This window comes from Acetobacterium sp. (genome assembly GCF_030652775.1).
In the GTDB taxonomy this organism is placed as follows: domain Bacteria; phylum Bacillota; class Clostridia; order Eubacteriales; family Eubacteriaceae; genus Acetobacterium.
In genome coordinates, this window is sequence record NZ_JAUSPS010000002.1 from 1 (window position 1) to 23,826 (window position 23,826).

Below are 23,826 nucleotides of genomic sequence, written 5' to 3' on the forward strand. Positions count from 1 at the left end.
AATACGCGGACCGGGTCGCTGAATCATATCACTTTCCGGGGTCAGGTATTCAAAATAAACCAACTGATCGTTGATAATCGCATTAATCTTGTCAAAACCGGCAGTGGCTTTAACATCCTCTGGTTTGGTGTACAGAGAAATATAAACATCGGGGTTGTCGGCAATGATTTCTTCAGTACTGAGCTGCGGCCATTGCTCGCTTCCGTCGGCGGCAATATTTACTGCATTCAGATCAGTAAGCATAGAATCCAGGGTGGAACCGGGACCCGGACTATAGAATTTTCCAATATCAATGAAAACCGATTTTTGAGCTTTAGCTGTTTTAGCTTTCTCCATTAACACTTTTCGATCGGCGGTCATTTTTTCGACAATTTCTTTAGCTTTATCATTGGCATTGGTCACCTCTCCAGCCTGAACAATATTGGCCAAGACCCCGTCAATATTGGCGGCATTAAAAGTGATGACCTTGGTTCCGGTAGCTTCCAGCTGTTGTTTGATATCATCGGATACAAAGTCCGACGCCACCACAATATCCGGCTCCAGCTCAATAATTTTTTCCAGAGTCGGTGAGTTAAAGCTGCCAATATCCGTTACTGCCAAAGCGGCTTCGGGATAATCACAGTATTTGGTCCGTCCCACTACCTTGTCCCCCTGATCCAGGGCAAACAGGATTTCGGTTGTTGCCGGAGATAATGATACAATCTTCTGGGGTTCCTTTTCAATGGTCACTGCCGTCCCTGCATTATCCGTTACCGTTACCGGGTAAGTGGTAACACCACTTTTTGTTTCAACTCCCGCTCCATCCGCTGTCGTTTTGCTTTGCTGACATCCGGTAAAGGATACCATCAAGGCTAAAATAACTAAAATAGCCAACAGACTTCTCATGCTTTTCTTTTTCATTTTCTTCCTTCTTTTTCTTTATTTTTTTGCATTTTTTGCAAAAATAAATCCAGCTTCCTGTGGAGGCTGGATACTAAACAAAAGGTTTAATCCTGTTCTTCCCACCGAAGAATATCAATGATTATGAGTGTCCTGACTTATGCGTATCCTTGGTTTCTCCCTTCCCATCCTTAAGACAGTGGTACAAGAACCTCGTTAGCAATTACAGTAGCGGGGGCTGTAGGGGTCTTCCACCCCTTTCCTCATCAATTTTCTATTATATTAGTGGAAGTGTATCATAGAATCGGCAACTTTTCAATTGATTATTTTTGCCGTGATTTTCCATCATTTACCGCCAGACTGTGAAGCACCGCCTGAGCAAAATCCCGGGGTTCTTTTTCCCGCCACGCTTCGTTGGCGATGACCTCATAGGAGATGGTATTGATGGTAGGCACCGTGAGAATCTCCGCCATCACCTCATTCAAGGGAATGCTACCTTCACCAGGGATCCAATGGCGATCCTCATTGAAATCATTGTCCGATAAATGTAGCGCTTTAATCCGCTGCTTGTATTTTTTTAAAATCCGGCCACGATTCTGTTCTTCCAGAAAATCGTGGGAGCTGTCATAGCACATCCCAAATCGGGGGGCATCAATCTGCTCCAGCAGAAAAGTAAGCAGATGCTGGCGGGAGACGTTTTCCACCGCCAGATCGACATCATATTTTTCAGCGGCATCAGCCAGCTCTGAGAAAAAAGCCAAGCCCTTATCAAGATCCGGCTGAAATTCATCGAGATCACAGGTATGCACGACCATGGCAGGAATCTCAAAAGCATGGCAATCTTTAAGATAATCCTTAAACCTCTGCAGCTTTGGCTGAATCTCCATCCGGGATGACTCCCAAATATCATTGTAGCCAATAAAAGGTGCATGAATATTAGTAATTTCTAAACCGTTTTTTCTGACAATCTCGGGAAAATCTTCTTTTCTGATTGCCCAGGGTTCAAGCTCATCCTCCCAGGAAATCATCGTTTCTTCAAAACCAGCATCAGCAATGATTTTAATCCGATCCTCAAAATTCATAAAATAACCATACCAGGAAAACATACTATAATTCATAACGGTCTCTCATTCTAAATTATTTTTTACATCTATTCTTTCACTATTTTTCGGCGGTGTTCATATTTTACCCCACGACCACAACTGAAATACTGGTCATCTTTTTATAACTGCGTTATAATACAATTAAAATCAATCAACTAAAACTGGAGATAATCTATGAAAAAACATTACAAAGGCATCTTGATTGGCATCGGCTTTATTGCGTTATCGGCCATGCTTTACTATTTTCATTTTTTTCTTTTTCACGATTCCCATCATATCTTTATTTATCTGCTGGGCGACATTGCTTTTCTGCCGATTGAAGTCCTGCTTGTTTCCGTTATTTTTCACAAGGTCATTGAAGACAAGGATAAAAACGAGCGCTTTAAAAAGATCAATATGATTCTCGGGGTCTATTTTACTGAAGCCGGCGTTGAACTACTGCAATTTTTTTCAAGGGAAGATACCCATCTGCCGGAATTCCAGGATTGCCTGACCATAAAGCCACAATGGGATACCAAAGACTATAAAAAAGCCATCAAACAGATCAGGAGCTTTAATCCTAGTTTGAACTTCAATTCCCACTGTTTGATGACACTCTCCGAATTCCTTAATTCCCGACGGGATCTCTTTTTAAAACTTCTGGAAAACCCGATTCTGGTAGAACACGACACCTTTACCGACCTTGTTTTAGCTCTGACCCATGCCCAACAGGAACTGTCAAGCCGCAAAGATCTTGGGCAGCTACCAGAAAATGATTATCGCCACCTGATGAGCGATATTGAACGGGCTTATAAGCTGCTGTTACTGGAATGGCTGTTTTATATGATGCACCTGCGCAAATCCTACCCTTTTCTTTATTCATTTTACCTGCGCACCAATCCCTTTGATCCCAATGCCGAAGTAGAAATTCAATAGCCGGCGTTCTTCTCGGCCTATAGGTTTATCGATCAACTCCCGTACCGACCAATTGTTAATCCAACCTACTCGCTGATCGTTTCGACCGACTCGATGGTGTACTTCTGTTTGCTGAAAACCAGTTCCATCAACATTGATAAGTATTTGATGATTACGGCCAGAATCACAAAGACGCCGAAGAAGCCAAAGACGATGACGAGCATCATCGAGGTATAGCCGGAAACCACTTCTTCGGTAACATAGCTGACCAGGGTATAGATGCCGATGCCAAAGGTGGCGATCATCATAAAGACCGCCGCCAGCAGGGTCATCTTATAAGCCACGTTGGTAAAAAGAATCAGAGAATCGGCAGCCATTTCTTTACGCTGATGCCGGGTTTCCTTGTTATAGGCCTTGGTGCAGGATCGGTTATTGTCGTACTCGATGGTGTCAATCTTCAAACCACAGTTGGCGTAAACCGCCTTGCGATAGGGAATCGTCTTGCTCATCGAATGAACCCGATTAATCGCCCGTCTTGACAGAACCCGGAAGTTTTCCGTCCGCAGCGGATGGGGGCTGTGGGAATAACGGTTGAAGACGGTGTAAAAAAGCCGGGAGGTCTTATGGCCGCATTTTTTCGGGGCGGCATTGACGATATCAAACCCGGTCAAACTGTGATTATACACGGTCATCATCAGATTGGTATCATAATCCATCACCATGTTGTCAAATTCAAAAACAAAATCGCCGATAGAAAGATCAATTCCGGCATTCATGGCCAGTTCAACGCCCTGGTAAAAACTCATATTGACGATGTTGATGACCGTGCCAGCGATGCTTTTGCCGATCTCCCGGATGACCGCCAGACTGTTATCATCCGAGGCGTCATTGACGCAGATAATTTGATAGTTTTCAAAATTGGCGTTTAAAACCCCGTTAATTCTTCCCAGAAAATCCCGGATCCGCTCTTCATCATTATAAATATAGATCACCGCCGAGACAAAGTTCTTTTCTCGATCCTGAGCTACTATTTTATTTTCTTGCTGTTTTGTCATGTTTTCAATACCTCATCCAAATCGTAAACCGTATTTATTTTCCCCGACAACACCGATACAAAGGTCGGTTTCTCGCTGACCTTACGCACCACCGTGGGGCGCGAATCGTCCACCTCGGAAGCCTTTAAAATCGGCTTCATCGAATAGAGCGAACCGGCATAGCTAAAGCCATAATCCTCCTTTAGATATTTCTCGGCCATATTGGACATATACGGCCAGGCGGATTGTGGTTTGGCGATGCAATCATTGCAGTTTCCCAGTTGCTTAGGACTGCAATAGCCCTGGCTCTTTTCCTGACAGTTAAATTTGGGCAAGCTGTCAAAGGACGACAGATGGGGAGTAAAGGTCACCGAAGTCAGGGAATGATAACCGGTTTTGCCAAAGGGCATTACCGAAAAAAAAGGCCCGTCCATCACCGTGATGCCCACCTCAAGCAGCTTCTTTTCCGGCCGGCAGAGAATGATTTCGCAGAGCTCATACTTAATTTTAAACGGTTCAAAACCGGCCAGATCCAAAATCTGATTGGTTGATCCGTAGGTGGCATTCAAAAGAAAACCGGCTTCTTCGACTGCGCCGGTTTCCAGGGTCAGGGCATAGACATCACTGCCCTTTTCGATAGTTTGAAGTCGAACCCCATATTTGATTTCAACATTGCTCATTTCTGCCAAGGCATCGATAAAAAACTGCCCCAGTATCCCGGCGTCATAGGTGTATTCTTTGGTCAGGTAGGCGCCGTCACAGAGCCCCTTTTTAAAATACTTCTCGGGAAATAATTCTTCACAGGGAATCTCGGCCGCCTGACAAAACTGGGTAAACTGTTCCCGGTTCGTCCAGCTGAAACTATCGCTGGTGGCATAAACTTGCGCAAATTCGCTGTGAATGCAGAAATCATAATCCTTGATAAAACGATTAAAATAATGGGCCGATTTGATCGCCGTGGCATAGGACCTGGGGTAGTGGTAACCCATATGAACCCGGGCCTGGTTGATATAGGTGGCTCGTTTAAAGGGCGCATCTTCCCATTCCAGCACCAGCACCCGCTCGCCCCGCTCACCACAGGTCTTAGCAGCGTAAAGACCGTAAAGACCGGCGCCGATAATGATTTTGTCCCAAGTGTTTTTATTGGATTTGTTTTTATTTAAATTGTTTTTGTTCGAATCGTTTTTATTCCCCGTCATCTTATGACTCCAGCAACCTAGGCACAAAGGCATTGATGGCCGCCACAACGGTGTCAATTTCGGTATCGGTCATTCCATAAAACAATGGCAAAGAAAGTACCTGATCCGCCAGTTTTTCGGTAATCGGCAGACTGCCCCGGCCAATATTTAAATAGGCATAGGCTTCCGACAAATGGGGTGGAATCGGATAATGAATGATGCTGCCGATTCCCGCTGCTTCCAGATAATCCTTTAACTCATCCCGATAGGGAGTGGTAATGACAAACTGATGCCAGACCGTGGTGGCGTGATCCCGCAGTTTGGGCAACGCAATCACGGGATTGTTCATCTTATTAAGATAGGCCGTACAAACCCGGTTGCGGTCAGCATTGAGCGCATCCAGATAACGAAGCTTGACGTTTAGCAACCCGGCCTGGAGTTCATCCAACCGCGAATTGGTGCCGACGACCTTATTATAATAGCGCTTCTCGCTGCCATAAAAACGATACATCCGAAAGGCCTGATCCAGTTCGGGGCTGTTGGTGGTAATGGCCCCGCCATCGCCGAAAGCACCGAGATTTTTGGACGGATAAAAGCTGAAACAGCCGATATCGCCAAACGAACCGGTCATCTGCCCTTGATAGGTGGCGCCATGGCTTTGGGCGCAATCCTCCACCAGCCGGAGATTGTGTTTTCTGGCAATCGCCACGATCTTATCAATTTCGCAGCTGGTGCCGTAAAGGTGGACCACCAGAATGGCCTTGGTCTTGTCTGTAATCATCGCTTCAATTTTATCCGCATCAATACTATGGAAAGCGTCCGGCTCGACAAAAACCGGGGTGGCATCGTTAATCGTGATCCCCATCACGCTGGCAATATAGGTGTTGGCCTGAACAATGACCTCGTCGCCGGCGCCAATGCCCAAAACACGAAAAGAAAGCCACAGGGCATCTAAACAGTTCCCCAGGCCGACGCAGTAATTGGTGCCGATATATTTTGCAAAATCTTTTTCAAAGCGGTCCACTTCATTCCCGAGAACATAGTTGCCGCTTCTTAAGATTTCCAATGCTTTGTTTTCATATTCTTGCTGATGTTCTTGATAATGTCGTAGTAAATTATTTGCTGGTACCTTCATCTTGTCTCCTCTGCTGTCAGGATTTAGTCTTGTGACGATCTTCTTTGATAAATTCTGACTTTAAAAATTTGATCTGCTTGAGATAGGATACCACAGTTTTAACAACCTTTACCTTAGTATCATAATCATCTTCCCAGATCACCGGAATATCGTGAACTTCGAGGCCCAGGCGCTCGGCTCGCAGCAGCAGCTCAACGCAATAAAACCAGCCATTGTCCTGGCTGGAAGCAGCAATCAACTCGTCAAAGGTCTCTTTTCGGTAAAAATCAAACCCGCAGAGGGCATCGGTAAACTTATTTTTAAACACCACATGCAAGAGTCCATTTAGTCCCCGCGAGGTAAATTCTCGCGATGGCTTGCGTCCCATCACTTCAGAATTTTTCATCAGCCGGGAGCCCTTGATAATTTTTACATCCGGCTGGTTTTCAAAAATATCCTTGACCTCTCTGAGATGATCGATATTGGTGGAAAGATCAATGTCCATATAGCCGATAATATCGCAGCTGTTGTCCGCTGCTCCGGTTCGTAGGGCGACCCCCACCCCCCGTTCCGGGGTTTTTAGATAATGCACCTCTTGGTACTTTTCGCACAGCCGTTGGCTGATGGCCGCAGTGGCGTCAGTTGAGCCATTATCAATGATGGTTAGCTGATAATCAAACAGCTTGTTTTTTTTGAGAAAAACCAGGGTTCTTAAAATGCCCTTTTCCAGGCGCCGCTCTTCATCAAGAACGGGAAATAATATATTTACTTTCATGATTCATCCTTTAGCTTTATTGTTTTATTGCAATTATTCGATCACTGTTCTTTCAGCTTGGGAATATTAATGTCATAGGGGGGATAGACCACACCCTTTTCGGTGATGATGGCGGTGACATTCTGGTGAGGCGTGACATCAAAGGCCGGGTTTTCCATGGCGACCCCGTCCGGTGCTACCTGAACCCCGCCAATATGGCTGATCTCCCGGCAGTCCCGTTGTTCAATGACAATCTCATCGCCAGATTTCATGGCGAAATCTATCGTTGAGGTCGGTGCCGCCACATACATCGGGATGCCGTGGGCTTTGGCCAATACCGAAACCGAATAGGTGCCAATTTTATTAGCCACATCGCCATTAGCAGCAATCCGATCCGCACCGACAATAACGCCATCAATTTTGCCCTGCTTCATCATCCAGCCAGCCATGTTGTCAGTAATCAGCGTGACCGGAATGCCGTCGGCGTGCAGCTCGTAGGCGGTCAGTCGGGCGCCCTGTAAAAACGGTCGGGTTTCATCGGCATAGACAGAAATATTTTTCCCCGCTTCGTGCGCTGCCCGGATCACGCCCAGGGCGGTGCCGTAATCAGCCGTGGCCAAGGCGCCGGCGTTGCAGTGGGTCAAAAGAGTATCGTTCTGATGGATCAGCTCGGCGCCATGTTTGCCCATATCGCGACACATCTGAATGTCTTCGGCACAGATGGCCTGAGCTTCATCCTTTAATATCTCAACCAACTGAGTCGGTTCTTTATCGGCATTGGCCGCCATCACGTCTTCCATCCGCTTGATCGCCCAGAATAAATTCACGGCAGTGGGACGGGTGGACGCCAGTAATTCGCAAACTTCTTTCATTTTAACATAAAAAACGTCTTTTGGCTCATTTTCATATTCCAACGCCCCAAAATAAACACCGTAGCCAGCGGTTACGCCGATGGCCGGTGCTCCTCGAACGATCATATCGACAATGGCTTTGGCAATTTTTCGATAATCGGTATAAGCATGAACAATAAACTCGGTGGGAAGCTTGGTCTGATCAATCAGCTTCAGCTCCCCATCTTCTAAATAAACTGGTTTCAAGCCTACACCTCTAATTTGTCGATGAGCTTAAAGATCAGCGCTTTTACTTTTTCAGTATTTTCATTTAAAACCCGGATGACATCCTCATTGGTTACCGGTTTAATATCCGGATGGTCTTCCAGTCCGGCATCGTAATCAGTGACCAGGGCAATGTTCACCACCGGGATCTCCTGTTCCAGACAGAGATAGCCTTCCGGATATTGGGTCATATTAACGACATGGGCGCCCATCATCGCAAACATCCGGCTTTCGGCGACGGTTGAGAAACGGGGGCCGTTGATGACAATCACGGTGCCACCAAAATGAGCGGTAATGCCGCATTCTTTCGCCGCTTCCATGGCCAGCACTCTCAGATTCTGGTCATAGGGATGGGCCGAGCTGAGATGATTGACCTTTGGTTTTTCAAAAAACGTATCTTTACGGCCAGAGGTCATATTTATAAACTGATCGGTGACCACAAAATCGCCGGGTTTGATTTCAAATTTAAGACTGCCGACACAACAGGGCGAAATAATCGCTTTTACGCCGAGGCTTTTTAAGGCGAAGATATTGGCCCGATAATTAATTTCTGAAGGGTTCAATGTATGTTCTTTTCCATGTCGCGGTAAAAAGGCCACGGTTTTTTCGCCCACCTTGACCAGGCTGACATCATCTGAAGGTTTACCATAAGGGGTATCAACTTCAATTTTCTTCACGTCTGCACTTAATTCGTAAAGACCTGAACCACCAATAACTCCAATATCTGCTGAATAATACATGATTTCTCTCCTTCAAATTGTTTTAATTTAGGTAATTGTATCACGCTCATGAGCTAACTGTCTGAATATCTATAATCTGGTGACGACTGCCTTAGCGCAAATTAGATTGTGCCCGGGACGGTAAAACCCATCCCCAACACAATCTAGATCATCAACTTTATTTTATTCGGGAATATTCATGCTGGCCAGGGTTGATTTTTTAACGATCGGTTCATCGTCATCCAGCGGTGCCTTAAAGCCCAGCCACTGATATTTGGAGTCGTCCTCTTCTTCAACTGGTTCTTCAACTGGTTCTTCAACAACTTTCTCAACCGCTTCTGCAGCTGCCACCAAACTGTCCGCCGATTCTTTCACAGCTGCGTCATCCGCTGCCATTTCCGCATCCGTTTTATCATAATACGGGGTGCAGTCTTCTTCTGGCGCAACTTCGGCACTTTTGTCCGGTTCCTGAACATCTTCAACCGTCGGTACTTCTTCACCTTCCAGAATCAGCTCGGTCATTTTGGGGATTGGCCGTTTGACAATTTCGTTATCGTCAAGAGGCGCCTTAAAACCCAGCCATTGATATTTGGTGTCATCCTCTTCTTCAACCACTTCCGCCGCTTCCGGCTCAGGGGGTGCCACTTCGGCAGCTACTTCAACAGCAACTTCTTCCGCTTTGACTCCTGGGGCCATATCTTCATCATAGATTTTTTCAACTTCCACTTCTTCCGCTGTTTTTTCCGGAATCAGTTTTTCTTCGCCTTGAATGGTGACAGCATAACCCTTTTTCATAGCGTCATCTTCAGGATTTTTTTCAGCCTTGTAGCCGACCCAGCTTTTCTGCGGTCGATAAGGCGGAATCTCATCATCAATGATTTTTGCCTTGGCCAGAACTGCGGCACTGCCACCGTGGATGGTTTCTTCCGGTTTGATGGTTTGCGAGGTATGAAATTCCGTCTCGGGATTTCGCTGATCTTTCTTTTCCCAGCTTTTCTTTTTATCTGGGAAATATTTTTTCAGGATATCCTTGGGAATTTCTTCGTTGCAGAGGATCGCCGATACCGAAGTAAGCACCTCCGGCAAGCGATAGGTGTCTCCCCATTTAATCGTCATCCCGACTTCGTATTTTAGCAGATCCGCCACATTAAAGCCTAAAGACTCCAATGAAAAACGCATCAGCTTCGGGTTACGGCAAGGCTGATTGGTTTTTCGGGCGCATTCCATCCCCTGGGTTTCGCAAATTGGGCAATTGCCGGGAATCAGGCCGATAACGCCATCCACCTCATCTTCAATCTCCAGCAGTGTTTTCCAGGTCATCACCTTGATCGCCTGGAGCTTGTCGGTGCTATAGTTTTTAACCGCCTCCGGATCACGAACATTTCTCAGATCATCCCGGGGCACCTCAAACTGCCTACCAATAATATGCATATATTTAAACTGTTTTAAAAAGATTGCTTCATCAAATGCGTAAGGAGGGCAGGACCAGTACTTGGAAAAATTTGGACATGCCTTACAAAAGCCCAGTGTTTTTTCGCGATTGAAATACTCTTCCATTAAGTACTCCACTCGTTTTGCTCCCAGGCTAAGTTTGTTTTTTAATTCCATTCGTTTACATCCCTTCTCAATCAATCCGCAGATCAATCGACCAAATCTGTATCATTCTATTTAATTAATTTTTAAGATAAGTTCCCGAACCAAAGATAAAATTCACCTATTTTAGGTTCTTGCCCTATTCTACATCGATTTCCCGATTTCATCAATTAAACTTTTTGTCCAATTCGGGTATTTTTCCCCGTTTTTTAAAATTAACAAAATATTACCTGTTTTTTTTGAATTTTAAAGTTTATAATTAAAGGAGTAATTTTTTGAAGGGAGATTAATGAATGGAATATTCTCACGAAATTAAAAGAATGTGTACCGTTGGCAATAATGCAAACCACGGTTGTGCCCCAATCCCAGAGGAGGGAAAATGGGTTCAGGCAAAAGATGTTACCGACATCTCTGGTTTAACTCATGGTATTGGCTGGTGTGCCCCACAACAAGGCGCCTGTAAATTAACCCTTAATGTAAAGGATGGCATCATCGAGGAATGTCTGATTGAAACCATTGGTTGTTCGGGAATGACTCATTCAGCTTCAATGGCCTCTGAAATTATGCCAGGAAAAACGATCTTAGAAGCACTAAACACAGATTTAGTTTGTGATGCAATTAACACCGCAATGCGGGAATTGTTTTTACAAATCGTATATGGCCGTACCCAAACGGCATTCTCCGAAGGCGGACTCCCAATTGGAGCCGGACTTGAAGATTTGGGCAAAGGTTTAAGAAGCCAGGTTGGGACTACCTATGGTACCCTTGCCAAAGGACCTCGCTACCTTGAAATTGCCGAAGGTTATATCCAAAAATTGGCGTTAAACAAAAACGACGAGATTGTTGGTTACTCCTTCGTCCATCTTGGAAAAATGATGGAAAGTATCAATAACGGCGTTGAACCAGCAGCCGCTTTGGAAAAAGCCTCTGGTAAATACGGACAATTCGACGATGCTGTCAAATACATCGATCCAAGAAAAGAATAGGAGGAAATCACATGGCATTATTTGAAAGTTATGAAAGAAGAATCGCTAAAATTGAAGAAACTTTAGCTGCCAACGGCATTGCCTCTTTAGAAGAAGCAAAGGCTATTTGTGATGAAAAAGGCATTGATGTGGCTGAAATTGTTAGAAGCATTCAACCCATCTGTTTTGACAACGCCTGCTGGGCTTACACCTTAGGTGCGGCCCTGGCGATTAAACGCGGCATTACCAATGCTGCCGACGCATCCGAAGTGATCGGCGAAGGCTTACAGGCTTTCTGTATTCCTGGTTCGGTTGCGGAACAACGTAAGGTTGGTTTAGGCCATGGTAACTTAGGCGCAATGCTCTTAAGAGAAGACACCGAATGTTTCGCCTTCGTCGCTGGACATGAATCTTTTGCTGCTGCTGAAGGTGCCATCGGCATCGCCCGCTCGGCCAATAAGGTACGGGTCAAACCATTACGAGTTATCTTAAACGGTTTGGGAAAAGACGCTGCTCTGATTATTTCTCGAGTCAATGGCTTTACCTATGTTAAAACCGATTATGATTTTGCTAAAGGCGAACTTAACATCGTTTCAAAAACACCTTATTCCGACGGTGAACGAGCGGCCGTTAACTGCTATGGCTGTAACGACGTTCAAGAAGGCGTTGCCATCATGCATCACGAAGGTGTTCATGTTTCCATCACCGGAAACTCCACCAACCCGACCCGTTTCCAACACCCTGTTGCTGGCACCTATAAAAAGGAAGCCCTGGAACAAGGCAAAAAATATTTCTCCGTTGCCTCCGGTGGCGGTACCGGCCGTACCCTTCATCCTGACAATATGGGATCAGGCCCAGCTTCCTACGGGATGACCGACACTATGGGACGAATGCACTCCGACGCTCAATTCGCCGGTTCTTCATCTGTTCCTGCCCATGTTGAAATGATGGGACTGATCGGAATGGGTAATAACCCAATGGTTGGCGCGACGGTTTCTGTTGCGGTGGCGATTGAGGAAGCAAGTAAGTAGGTCAACACAAGCTGAATTGTTTCAGACCCAAATCTTGATTATTCTAATTTTGATGGTATAATGACATTAACAGAGTTGCCCGAGACGTTTTACGTCCTGTCGGGAACCAGGGTCGGCGTTTATGCTGGCCCTTTTTATTTGGCGGAAATCGAATGGGATTAAAACCACCCTTGTCTTCGTGTCAGTCCAAAATTTTCTTGTTTTTCTCGCCAATTTCATTAAGAACTGATTGGACCTGTTCAATTAGTTCTTGTTTATTGGGAATATAGTAGACGTATTTGGAAGCAAAAATCTGATTCTCAAGTCCACCCAATGCATATTCTGCAACGATCTCAGATGTATCCGCACACAGAATGATACCCATTGGTTTTTCATCGTCCTCGTCATTTACTTCACTAGCATAATAATTAACATACATATTCATTTGCCCAATATTTTCAGGTTTGAGACTTCCCATTTTTAGATCAATCAAAACATAAGCCTTCAGTATTTTATTGTAAAAAACCATATCCACATAATAATGTGTGTTCCCAAGCGTAATTCTCTGCTGAGAACCAACAAACATAAATCCTCTCCCAAGTTCAAGTAAAAAATTTTCAATCTTAATAATTAGCGCTTTTTCCAGGTCTTTTTCTAGCATAGGCTTGTTTTCCGGTATTCCAAGAAATTCAAAAACATAGGGATCTTTCAAAATATCATTCGGTTTCCTATAAACGATACCTTCTTTAGCTAACATCAATACCTTCTCTTTATTCGTTTTTCCTTCCGAGAGAAGCATTCGCTCGAAAAGCGACGTATCAATCTGTCTTTTCATTTCACGCACTGACCAGTTTGAATTCAATGCTTCTTGTTCATAAAAAGATCTTGCGTTTTTATCAGATACCGTAAATAATTCGCAGTAATGGGTAAAACTCAATTTGCCAGACAGTGACTGGCAAATTGGATAATTTAAATATAATAATCGCATGTTCTGTAGATTCGAACGCAAAAACCCTTTGCCCAACTCCCGGGTCAGTTCTTTTGATAATGACTTCAACAACTGTTTTCCATACTCTGCCTTTTCCGATCCAGCTTGTTCATTATCAACAATGATTTTGCCGATGTTCCAGTAAGCGAATAAAAGCTCATTATTAACAGCTCTTGCAACATTTTCCCGAGCCGATTGTAGTATTTGTCTGATCTCATTAATAATTGCCTGATTTGTCGAGTAGGCAAGGGGAATTTCACCCCAAGCCTCTCACAGAACCGTACGTGACACTCTCGCGTCATACGGCTCTTGTTATCCAATCGTTGGTTTGATACCCTTCTCCCAATGATAAAAGAGTTTAGGTTTTGAATTGGCTAAATGTACTAACATTCGCCACGCTCTTCTTTCGCTTTTCTTGACTGTCTTATATTTTCTCTTTAACCATTGTACGAGTGTCTTATTTACATAATCAATTTCTTTTCGTGCTTCTCTGGAACAGAATTTTGTGAAATAATTCATCCATCCTCGAATAATCGGATTTAACTTTTCAGCCAGTGATTCCAGCGAACTTGTTTTGCATGCTTTTCTTATTTTTCGGATTTTATCTCTAAAGCTCTGCGCAGAACTTTTACTTACCGCTGGAGAAAAGGTGTTAAAGAAATTTCCATTTTTGCTTTTGACAGATCTTCTTCTAAACGTATAACCCAGAAAATCAAACGATTCATTTTCATATCGTTTATTATAACGATCACTTCGGCAGTAAACTATTTTCGTTTTATCCAGATGGATTTCCAAACCGCACTCTAACATTCTTTTCTTTAGGAATTCCAGCAGATTGAATGCTTCCTGTTCGCTTTGACAGTGTATGATACCATCATCAGCATAACGCACCCATGGATTTTGAGGATATTTTCGACTAATCCATGTGTCAAATGCATAGTGCATAAACAGATTTGCAAGAACCGGGCTAATAACACCACCTTGCGGTGTACCGGATGACCTTTCTTTTAATTCTCCATCGTTCATCACTATTGGTGCCTTAAGAAATCTCTCGATATAAAGAATGACCCACTTTTCATCGGTATGCCATTTGACTGCTTTCATCATCTTTGTGTGATCAATATTATCAAAAAGTCCTACAATATCAAACTCAATCAGCCATGGCATTTTCCAACAGCGTTCACGTGTTATACCAACTGCATCAATTGCAGATCGGTTCGGACGATAACCAAATGAGTTATCATAGAATATGGGTTCTACGATGGGTTCAAACGTCAACCGTACAACCATTTGTGCAATGCGGTCTTCAATCGTCGGAATTCCCAATAGCCGCATTTTCCCATTTTTCTTTGGTATTTCCACACCTTTTACTGGCTTTGGGAAATAGCTGCCAGAAGACATTCTGTTCCACAATTTATAAAGATTGTTCTTCAGATCTTTTTCATATTCTTCGAAATTGATTCCATCAATCCCACCTGCCCCTTTATTTGCTTTGACACATTTGTAGGCCTGTAGTATTTGATGTTTTGAAATTTGAAACGACTTTCCTTCTTGCATAAAATCCTCCCATTTCTGGTTGTTCTATTTTTGAAGTATAGATAACAGAATCCCTTCGCTCCATCCCCATTACAGGAATTTCATCACTACTACGAATTCTTCCGCACCTGAATGATTCATCGCTACTTTCATCCTTGTCATTTTGCTGCTTGGATTTTTCGCTTGGCATTATCATTCAGGATTCTCCTGTTCCTTATAAGAGCCTATGCCATGCTCCTGGAGCCTATACACCGACAGCCATCTGACCAGTAATCAGGTTTCCGTCAGACTTATCCCAACCGTGCTTCAAAACAGTTGGTTTTGACTGCATTTTAGTATTAACGATGCTTCTTCGGTCTCTTCACTTTCGTTCAGCTTCATGGCACACACCTGACTGATTATTCAGCCTTTTCCGTTTGCGCTCAGCACCATAACTTTTGGTTACAGCACCCAAAGGCGGTTTGAAACCCACACCTGAATGTTGATTTCGAGAGGCCTGCTCTCATCTCTTATAAAGCATGAATTCAGATTTTCTACTTCCCCCCGTTCCACTTTCCTGAATCCTTCAGGACACACTGTTAACGCTTACATCCCCCTTGGTGCAAAAATCCAGTAATTGCTCCAACCAATGCAGGAGGTGTATCTGCATTGGCTGAAGAAATAAGTCAAATTATTAATCTTTTATGTAAAACAATTGGAAGTTTATCTTGAAAGATGATCTCTGGACTACCCTGGATGGTCTGATCCAAGGTCAGTCCAGGCTTGTTATTTAGCCTACTTTGACAATGATTGCCGCTGCTGAATCACCGGCTGCGCAGCCACAGGCCAGTACATAGCCGCCGCCTTTAATGACGGCTTCTTCGATGCCTTCCATCAGCAATCGGGCAATTGTTGGTCCCTGAGGATGTCCAAATACCAGTGAGGTTCCATAATTGTTGATGCGTGATTGTTCAATCCCTAATGCTTTTGCTAAATGAAGGTCATTCGCGATAAAGGGACTATGGTTTTTGATGGCCACCAAATCATTGACGCCAATTCCAGCATTATCAAGTGCCATCTGCACGGCTCCAGCCGGTGCTGCTGGCATGAATGCTTTTTTAGTCCGATTAAAGCCGTAGGAAATTACTTGAACCGGTATTTTTTCAGTGCTTAAATCCGCTGCATTTTGCTTAGTTGTAATGATCATTCCGGTATTACCATCAGCTGGATGGGTTTGCGAACCGAAGGTATGAATGCCGCCTTCAGCAACTGGTCGAAGTCTTTCCAGACCTTCTTTAGTTGTTTGGGTAACGCCCTCATCTTCACTGATGACCAAAGTACTTTTTCTGGATTTCAGTTCGATCGGGAACATGTATTTTTTCTGGAATGCGCGGTCATTTGCCAGGGCATCGGCATATTGTTCATATCGCATTAAAGTTACTTCATCGGCTTCTTCTCTGGTGAATCCGCCTTCTTTGGCAACATTTTCTGCTGTTGTCAGCATGCCAAAACCAGTTGAAGGATCACGGTTGATGTTGTCCATATTTACATTTTCTGACAACACTTCGCCGCCTGGGCCCTGAGGATTTGGCCAGATAATATGTGGGGCATTGGAAATTTTGTCAAACATCATGCAATAAGCGGTTGACAGATTACCTGTTTCAACTGCCAAAGCAGCTGAGTACATGGTATTTGTCGAAGTTGCACAAGCATGAGCAATCGACATTCCCGGAATACTAAGGCCCAATTCGTTCGCTGCCCAGGATGCGCCAAAGAAGGATCCTGGTTGGATAACGGTATGTCCAAGATAGAGGAATTCAATCATCTGAAGATCTAAACCCTTTGTTTCGAAGAACCGTTTGCTTGTATCCGCAGCTAGTTTAATTGAGTTTTCATTCTGAAGGCTGCCCTGCCATTTACAAAATGGTGTGCTAAAATATCCGCCATAAGGAATATATGCATTTTTGAACATTTATTTTCTCCTTTTTAATTTTCTTGTTTCACTGTTGCGAAAGATCGGTGAGCTTTATTCGTTGTTTACATGGATCTGAACGTAAAGCTCACTTTCTTTTCGCAACTACTTTACTAATTTTATTTTATTTAGCCTATGCTTTTTTATAAGCTGGTGCTTTTCCCGGAGGTGCTGTTAAACCGGCCCACGCATCTTCAGTTGTAAACATTTCGATCAGGCGTCCTAGTTCCATTGTAATCGCTTCGTCAATTGAAACCTTAGATTGGGCTTCCATCAGCTCATTGGCAACAATGAGGGCCAGCGGTGCTTTTTTGCTGATGATTTTAATGGTTGCGTTAGCAAAGTCTGCATCAACGCCGTCTGGAACGATACCATTCATAATTTTATCCAGATTGTCTGCCGCAAAGATGGCCATTTCGTTTTCGAAGCCGTCTTTAACGTTTTTTCCCTGGTACTTGTCCTGTTTTTCCTGAGCAGCAACCTTTTTAATGGTTTCTTCCAGCTTATCGATGGTAGTCAGTTCGGTTATCATTCCCATCTTTAGTGCTTTTTCAGCACTGATTGATTTACCGGTGAAAACATAGTATTTAGCCAGATCTTTGCCAACCAGTCGTTCCATTCTGATCATGCCACCCAAACCTGGATAGATGCCGATTCCGGTTTCTGGGAATCCGAAGGAACCTGCTTCGGTAGCTACAATATACTGACATGCCAGTGCCAATTCACTGCCGCCACCCAGAGACAGCCCATCAACAACTGCGATTGTTGGTTTAGCTGACATTTCAAATCGTCTCAGTAATTCGTGACCTTTGCGGGTAAACTCAACTGTCCGTTCTAAGGTATTATTTTCCATGTTTTCGATGAAAAATTTGATGTCCGCTCCAGCAATAAACGCTTTTCCAGCACCAGCGATGGCAATGGCTTTAACCGCTTCATTGCTTTCAGCTTCATCAAACTTCTTTTCCAGTTGATTAACAACTGTTTCATTCAGGGCATTCATTGCTTCTGGTCGGTTAATGGTAATATAAGCAATATCCTCTTTAACTTCAAGTTCGACATATTTGAATTCAAATGGTTTTCCGCTTTCATGTTGTTTAACCAGTAATTCTGGCATTTTGAAGTCAGGATAACGCTTACACATAGCGTCAACAACTTCATATACTTTTTCAATACCAAGTTTATTCATGATTTCAAATGGTCCAAATTTCCAGGCCAGACCAATTTTGGCACCGCGATCGGTATCCTCGATTGAAGCAATCCCTTCATCTACTAGTTGGCAAGCCACACCTAATGAAGCGCCGAAAAGGAAATCTGTTACTTCCTGAATTTTTGATTCATCCACGTCACCGCTTAGGTCAAAGAGTTCTTTTGACTCGACTTGATCAATTAATCGTTGTGGTGCTGCATAGAAATTGCCAAGTTCGTCTTCCAATGTTTTAGCTGAATGGACGGCAATTGGAATACCGGTAACATTCATCAATTCAAAAGGTCCCATACCAATTCCAAATGCCTTTTTGCAAGCTGCTTCAATGGTAGGGATATTGGCAATCTTTTGTTCCAGAACCCGTACTGCTGATACATAGAAAGGAATGAAGATTCGATTGACACAAAATCCTGGTGAATCCTTTACAATGATGTTTGTTTTTGCATGTAGTTTTCCGATCAGTAATGCTGTGTTCAGGGTTTCTTCACTTGTTCCTTCATGAGGAATTACTTCCAGCAGTCTGTTTTTAGCGGGGTGAAAGAAGTAATGCATCCCGACTACTTTGTCCGGTCGACTAGTCCATGCTGCCAGTTCGTGTACATACAGGCTTGAAGTATTTGTCGCCAGGATGGTTTTGGGATCACAGATTGCGTCCAGCATTTTGAACAGTTCACCCTTCATTTTCTTATCTTCAAAAATTGCTTCGACAATCAAATCCATATCTTCAAGATCTTCGTAAGAGGTTGTTCCTTTGATTCTTTTTAATGTTTCCTGCATTTTATCAGTTGTAATAACGTTTCGTTCGACTGCCTGTTGCAGCATGTTGGTGATGATTCCGATGCCGCGTTCAACTTGAGCATCGTTCATATCTACCAATGTCACATTTAAACCTTCTTGTGCCATCTTCTGAGCGATACCGCCGCCCATATTCCCTGCCCCAACAATACCAATTTTGTAACCGTTGCTCATTATTATCCTCCTTTTTTTACCGCCTTTTTTGACGGTCGTTTGATACTTTGCTATCCCAGTTTATCAGCCATATAAAATCCATAATATGATAAATTTCAGGATATGTTTTCGTTATATAACAATGTTCTAGAATTATATTCTAGAACATTGTTATATTTATTATACTCGTCATTTCTAGATTGTCAAGAGCTTATTTGCAAACGTTATTTTTCTAACAATTCTTTAAACTTGGGTGTTTGTTGCCTGTTTTCGTTCTGCTACTTCTTTACTCATTTCTTCCATTCGTTTTGGTGTTAAAGTGTATAGTTTGAACATTAACAGTAAACCAATGATGATTATAATGGCTGGATACAGTGAAAATCCGTTTTTGATCCCCTGGACCAGTTCCGGAGTAACCGCCATATCGGCTACATAGTTTACTGAGCTGAGCACAGCAGCAATAATCATTGAACGGACAAAGATCGATATTTTGATCGGGAAACTGATTAGTGACATAACAAACCCACGGGCATTCTTTCCAGTTTTCCATTCGCCATAATCACTGGTAGCGGAGTACATCGCTACGCCCAATGAATCAGGCAAGCCATAACCGATGTAAGCCAGTAACATAATAATTTTAAATGCGGTAGCTTGAAGCGGGATAAACCAGACAATCAATAAACCAATGACTAACAGACTCAGAGAGATCAGGTAGGTATTCTTTTCGCCCAGACGTTTGGCTATCGGTGCGGCAATCATGGCTGAGAGGAAGTTGACAACGGTTAATCCGGTCATAAATAATGCCATGCCCGGTAAATCATTGATAACATATTTAAAGTAATAGAAGGCCATACCGAAGATAATGAAACGGCCCAGGTATCGGCCCAGTTCCACAATCATCAGTCCGATTAATGGTGGGTTGACAACGATTTGTTTTAACATTTCACCCGTTGACATTTTATCTTCTTGTTTTCCAACTGGAGCTGCACAGCCGTTAAAAGCATAGTCTTTTGTCAGGGCAAAATAGATCCAGTTACAGGTAATCATGATACAGCCAGTAATAGCCGCCATGTAGGTATAACCTAAAACCGGGTTGCCAACGCTGACACCAATAGCAGTAATAGCTTTTACGCCAAAGTAAGTAAATGCCAGGGTTCCAAGAGCATTAAACATCCCTCTGTTGCTGGCCATAGAAATTCGTTCGCCACGATCGGTGGTCATCGCATTATTCAGGGAAATATGAGCAGCATAAAAGGTATTCCAGACTAAATGGCTGACGACAAAACCAGTAAAAATGATTATTGCACTAACTGTCGCTGAACCGCCGAGCTGGGTAAACTGCAGCACATAAAATAGCGCCGCAACCGGTGGCCCGACCAATAACCATGAACGGTATTTCCCCCATTTTAGATTGCTTTTCTCCAAAATGACCCCGGATGTCGGAACCGCTAAAATATCGACCAGACTGGTGGCTAATAAGATCGTACTGACCAATGCTAATGGCAGTTTTGCAAAGTCGGTCAGAAATGCTGCAAAAAACATGACCTCGATGGTGACGAGGGTCTGAAACCCGAATGACGGTAACCCGTAGAGGTTGACAACTGATTTTTTCAATGGTTGACTCATGATTTTTCTCCTTAAAATTTTATATTTTTAATGCTTTGTGGACTGATTTTTATAATGCTTCCAAAATCGCCGGAATCACTTCGTAAAGATCCCCAACAATTCCATAATCTGCCACTTCAAAGATGGGTGCATTTTCATTTTTATTAATGGCAATAATATAATCCGAACTCTGCATCCCCGCCAGATGCTGAATCGCTCCGGAAATACCACAGGCAAAATATATTTTTGGCTTGACGGTTGTTCCCGTCTGACCAACCTGATAAGAATGGTCAATCCAGCCTGAATCGACACAGGCTCTTGATGAGCCGATGGTGCCGCCCAGTTTATCAGCCAGTTTTTTAAGTAATTCAAACCCTTCCTGATTTCCCAGACCCATACCACCGGATACAATGAATTCAGCATCTGTCAGTGATGCCAGTTCTCCTGCTTGTTTAACAATTTTGATAATTTTGGTGCGGATTTCATCATCCCCAAAGCTGACGTCCAGACGAATGGCTACGCCTTCACGACCGGCTACATATTCAGCCTTATCCATAACCCCGGGCCGTACCGTTGACATTTGCGGTCGGTGATTTGGACAAATAATGGTAGCCATCAGGTTACCGCCAAAAGCTGGTCGGGTCTGTCGAATTTTTTTATCTTCTGGATCAATTTCCAGTTTGGTACAGTCAGCTGTTAAACCAGTATCACATCGTACTGCCAGGCAAGGGCCCAAATCACGTCCAATGTGGGTAGCACCCAACAGAATAATTTCTGGTTTATATTGGTTAATGGCTTCCTGAATAACCTTAGTATAGGCGTCTGTCCGATAGTTTTTCAATTCGGGATGATCTGCGAAATAAACCTTGTCTGCCCCATAGGCAAATAATTCCTGGGTCAGATCATCGACTTTGTCGCCGCAGAGGACTGCACTCACATCAGTTCCGATTTCAGTAGCCAGTTTTTTTGCTTCGCCCAAAAGTTCGATAACAACTGGCATCAATTTGCCTTCCCGTTGTTCAGCAAAGACCCAAACCCCTTTATAGGCGCTTAAATCCTTCTTGACCGCTTCTTCTATTTTTTCAATTGCGTCAAAGGGACACTCATCCACACAGACGCCACAGCCGGTACAGGCATCGCCGATAACGGCTATTTTATTTTCCATCTCAATTGCACTGAAAGGACAACTATTTACACAGATGGAACATCCTTTGCATTTTTCTACTATTACTTTAACTGCCATATTTATTGTTCGTCCTTTCTAAATAACGTGTAACCCTTTTAATTTTGAAATCAAGCTTTTGCTCACTTCTGCCGTGGTTCCGGTGAGCATTTCCCCCTTGCCCTTGGTGGGAGGAGTAAATGAACGGAAAACCTGGGTCGGTGAAGCTTTCAAACCGCAGTTTTCCGGGGACAGTTTGATGTCCTCATGACCCCAGACGGTAATTTCTTTGCTGCAAGCATCGACAATATTGTAAATGCTCATATATCGCGGTTCATTCAATTCCTTTACAGCCGTTAATAGACAGGGTGTCTTCACTTCAATGAGTTCATACCCGTCTTCCATCTGTCGTTGAACGATGACCTTATCACCAGCGAGTTCAACATTCTGAACATAGGTCACTACTGGTATATTTAGCCGCTGAGCGGTTTGAGGACCGACCTGGGCAGTATCACCATCAATGGCCTGTCGACCGGCAAAAATAATATCAAGATCGCCAATTTTACGGATTCCTGCTGCCAGGGTATTGGAGGTAGACCAAGTGTCCGCACCGCCAAAGGCCCGGTCACTTAGCAGATAAGCATCGTCGGCTCCCATGGACAGGCATTCTCTAAGCATCTCAGTGGCCTGAGGTGGACCCATAGTTAGTACCGAAACTTTTACATTGGGGTCATTATCTTTGATTGCCAGGGCTGCTTCTAAGGCATTGGCATCATCCGGATTTAGAATACTGGGGACACCTTCCCGTATCAGCGTTCCTTTCACCGGATCTATTTTTACTTCATTGGTATCCGGTACCTGTTTAACACATACTAATATTTTCATATTTAACATTCTCCTCTATTTGCTGATTCGTCTTCTGCTCATGCTGTCGAACCTATTTGAGCAATTGGCCGGAAATGACCATCTGCTGTACCTGGGATGTTCCTTCATAAATTGTGAAGACCCGGCAGTCACGATAAAGCCGTTCAACCCGATATTCTTTCATATAGCCGTAGCCGCCGTGGATCTGAACCGCTTTGGCACAGATTTCGTTGCAGACTTCTGAGGCATAAAACTTGGCCATAGAGGCTGCTACGGTGGCATTCTGATTGGTATCTTTCTTATAAGCGGCATCATAAACCAGATGTTTGGCCGCCTGCAGCTTAGTGGCCATTTCGGCAATCATAAAACTGATTCCCTGGAAGTCAGCGATCCGTCGACCAAACTGTTTTCTGTCCTTGGCGTATTTAATCGCTTCGTCCAGCGCTGCCTGAGCCACCCCGATGGATTGTGCCGCCACGCCAATTCGACCGACGTCCAAAGTTTTCATGGCATTGGTGAAACCCTGATTGAGTTCACCCAGCATATCTTCTTTGGGAACACGAACGTTTTCCAGAATAATATCGCTGGTAGCACAACCAATCAGACCCATCTTATGTTCAGATTTCCCACAAGATACGCCTTCAGACTTCATGTCAACAATAAAAGCAGTAATCCCTTTTGCGCCTCTGCACATATCCGTTTTGGCATAAACCACGGCATAATCTGCCAGTGGCGCCATAGTGATAAAGGTTTTACGTCCATTTAATACGTAGTAGTCACCATCTTCCACAGCCGTTGTTGTCATTCCGCTAGCATCCGACCCGGCACCCGGCTCGGTTAATGCAAAAGCCAGAATTTTTTCACCGGTAACAACCGGTTTTAAATACTTTTTAAGTTGTTCATCTGTACCCGACAGCAGTAATGGACCGCCGCCAAGGGAATTTGGTGAAGATACATACAAACTTGCAACCGCACTTTCTCTGGCGATTTCTTCCATCACAGCGACATAACCCCGGTGATCCGAACCAGCGCCACCCAATTCTTTTGGTATTTTAATTCCAAAGAATCCGGCTTTGCCCATTTTATTCAAGATTTCTTCCGGAAACACATCGGTCTCTTCTATTTTATCCAACACGTCAGATGTCAGTTCCTTTTTGGCAAAATCTCTCGCCAATTTACGAATTAATTCGTGTTGTTCATTAAAAATCAT

General features: G+C 43.8%; 21 protein-coding genes and 1 riboswitch. Of the genes, 3 read left to right on the plus strand and 18 right to left on the minus strand.

Translation table 11 applies throughout. The features are described from left to right. Positions 1-900: ABC transporter substrate-binding protein (locus Q7J41_RS00340; protein WP_304884143.1), on the minus strand; the 900-nt coding region annotated here is incomplete at its 3' end. 104 nt (positions 901-1,004) lie between these two features. Further along, positions 1,005-1,179, minus strand: a riboswitch (cobalamin riboswitch). A 23-nt stretch (positions 1,180-1,202) separates the two neighbouring features. Next, the gene (locus Q7J41_RS00345) at positions 1,203-1,997 is read right to left on the minus strand and encodes a sugar phosphate isomerase/epimerase (RefSeq protein WP_304884145.1); all 795 of its coding nucleotides are present in this window, start codon (positions 1,995-1,997) and stop codon (positions 1,203-1,205) included. Positions 1,998-2,156: 159 nt separating this feature from the next. Between Q7J41_RS00345 and Q7J41_RS00350 the strand changes: the two genes are divergently transcribed. Further along, the gene (locus Q7J41_RS00350; protein ID WP_304884146.1) at positions 2,157-2,897 is read left to right on the plus strand and encodes a hypothetical protein; all 741 of its coding nucleotides are present in this window, start codon (positions 2,157-2,159) and stop codon (positions 2,895-2,897) included. A 65-nt stretch (positions 2,898-2,962) separates the two neighbouring features. Here Q7J41_RS00350 and Q7J41_RS00355 read toward each other — a convergent pair whose 3' ends face one another. From Q7J41_RS00355 to Q7J41_RS00385, 7 genes are all read right to left on the minus strand, one after another. Continuing rightward, positions 2,963-3,931, minus strand: coding sequence for a glycosyltransferase (locus Q7J41_RS00355; protein WP_304884148.1), 969 nt, complete (start codon positions 3,929-3,931; stop codon positions 2,963-2,965). Further along, the gene (locus Q7J41_RS00360) at positions 3,928-5,109 is read right to left on the minus strand and encodes an FAD-dependent oxidoreductase (protein ID WP_304884150.1); all 1,182 of its coding nucleotides are present in this window, start codon (positions 5,107-5,109) and stop codon (positions 3,928-3,930) included. Before Q7J41_RS00360 ends, Q7J41_RS00355 begins: the two co-directional genes overlap by 4 nt. A gap of 1 nt (position 5,110) precedes the next feature. Continuing rightward, positions 5,111-6,223 carry a DegT/DnrJ/EryC1/StrS aminotransferase family protein gene (locus tag Q7J41_RS00365; protein ID WP_304884152.1) on the minus strand — a complete coding sequence of 371 codons (1,113 nt, stop codon included), beginning with the start codon at positions 6,221-6,223 and terminating at the stop codon, positions 5,111-5,113. Between the two features lie 16 nt (positions 6,224-6,239). Continuing rightward, entirely contained in the window at positions 6,240-6,977 is a 738-nt protein-coding gene (locus Q7J41_RS00370) for a glycosyltransferase (protein WP_304884154.1), read from the minus strand. 41 nt (positions 6,978-7,018) lie between these two features. Further along, a complete protein-coding gene (gene mtnA / locus Q7J41_RS00375) occupies positions 7,019-8,053 on the minus strand; it encodes an S-methyl-5-thioribose-1-phosphate isomerase (RefSeq protein WP_304884156.1) in 1,035 nt (344 codons plus the stop codon). Between the two features lie 2 nt (positions 8,054-8,055). Next, positions 8,056-8,811: an S-methyl-5'-thioadenosine phosphorylase gene (gene mtnP / locus Q7J41_RS00380; RefSeq protein ID WP_304884158.1), complete on the minus strand. Its 756-nt coding sequence runs from the start codon at positions 8,809-8,811 to the stop codon at positions 8,056-8,058. Positions 8,812-8,973: 162 nt separating this feature from the next. After that, positions 8,974-10,398 (minus strand): DUF2284 domain-containing protein, encoded by a 1,425-nt coding sequence (locus tag Q7J41_RS00385; RefSeq protein ID WP_304884160.1) that lies wholly within the window; start codon positions 10,396-10,398, stop codon positions 8,974-8,976. A gap of 278 nt (positions 10,399-10,676) precedes the next feature. On the opposite strand from Q7J41_RS00385, the gene Q7J41_RS00390 reads away from it, so the two are divergent. Together Q7J41_RS00390 and Q7J41_RS00395 are read left to right on the plus strand one after the other, a co-directional pair. Then, positions 10,677-11,369 carry an iron-sulfur cluster assembly scaffold protein gene (locus Q7J41_RS00390; protein ID WP_026395362.1) on the plus strand — a complete coding sequence of 231 codons (693 nt, stop codon included), beginning with the start codon at positions 10,677-10,679 and terminating at the stop codon, positions 11,367-11,369. Positions 11,370-11,380: 11 nt separating this feature from the next. Then, positions 11,381-12,379 (plus strand): GGGtGRT protein, encoded by a 999-nt coding sequence (locus Q7J41_RS00395; RefSeq protein WP_304884164.1) that lies wholly within the window; start codon positions 11,381-11,383, stop codon positions 12,377-12,379. Positions 12,380-12,560: 181 nt separating this feature from the next. Here Q7J41_RS00395 and Q7J41_RS00400 read toward each other — a convergent pair whose 3' ends face one another. The 9 genes from Q7J41_RS00400 to Q7J41_RS00440 form a co-directional block, all read right to left on the minus strand. Then, positions 12,561-13,601: a YhcG family protein gene (locus Q7J41_RS00400; RefSeq protein ID WP_304884200.1), complete on the minus strand. Its 1,041-nt coding sequence runs from the start codon at positions 13,599-13,601 to the stop codon at positions 12,561-12,563. Between the two features lie 57 nt (positions 13,602-13,658). Then, complete coding sequence (ltrA, locus tag Q7J41_RS00405; protein ID WP_304884166.1) at positions 13,659-14,903, minus strand: group II intron reverse transcriptase/maturase; 1,245 nt, start codon at positions 14,901-14,903, stop codon at positions 13,659-13,661. Next, positions 14,830-15,078 carry a hypothetical protein gene (locus Q7J41_RS00410; protein ID WP_304884168.1) on the minus strand — a complete coding sequence of 83 codons (249 nt, stop codon included), beginning with the start codon at positions 15,076-15,078 and terminating at the stop codon, positions 14,830-14,832. The genes ltrA and Q7J41_RS00410 overlap by 74 nt, the downstream gene beginning before the upstream one ends. Before the next feature lie 573 nt (positions 15,079-15,651). Beyond that, positions 15,652-16,833, minus strand: coding sequence for a thiolase family protein (locus Q7J41_RS00415; RefSeq protein WP_304884170.1), 1,182 nt, complete (start codon positions 16,831-16,833; stop codon positions 15,652-15,654). Positions 16,834-16,966: 133 nt separating this feature from the next. After that, positions 16,967-19,006 carry a 3-hydroxyacyl-CoA dehydrogenase/enoyl-CoA hydratase family protein gene (locus Q7J41_RS00420; protein WP_304884172.1) on the minus strand — a complete coding sequence of 680 codons (2,040 nt, stop codon included), beginning with the start codon at positions 19,004-19,006 and terminating at the stop codon, positions 16,967-16,969. 222 nt (positions 19,007-19,228) lie between these two features. Continuing rightward, positions 19,229-20,611, minus strand: coding sequence for an MFS transporter (locus Q7J41_RS00425; RefSeq protein WP_304884173.1), 1,383 nt, complete (start codon positions 20,609-20,611; stop codon positions 19,229-19,231). 49 nt (positions 20,612-20,660) lie between these two features. Then, a complete protein-coding gene (locus Q7J41_RS00430; protein ID WP_304884175.1) occupies positions 20,661-21,833 on the minus strand; it encodes an electron transfer flavoprotein subunit alpha in 1,173 nt (390 codons plus the stop codon). Between the two features lie 18 nt (positions 21,834-21,851). After that, positions 21,852-22,637 (minus strand): electron transfer flavoprotein subunit beta, encoded by a 786-nt coding sequence (etfB, locus tag Q7J41_RS00435; protein WP_304884177.1) that lies wholly within the window; start codon positions 22,635-22,637, stop codon positions 21,852-21,854. A 52-nt stretch (positions 22,638-22,689) separates the two neighbouring features. Beyond that, entirely contained in the window at positions 22,690-23,826 is a 1,137-nt protein-coding gene (locus Q7J41_RS00440; RefSeq protein WP_304884179.1) for an acyl-CoA dehydrogenase family protein, read from the minus strand.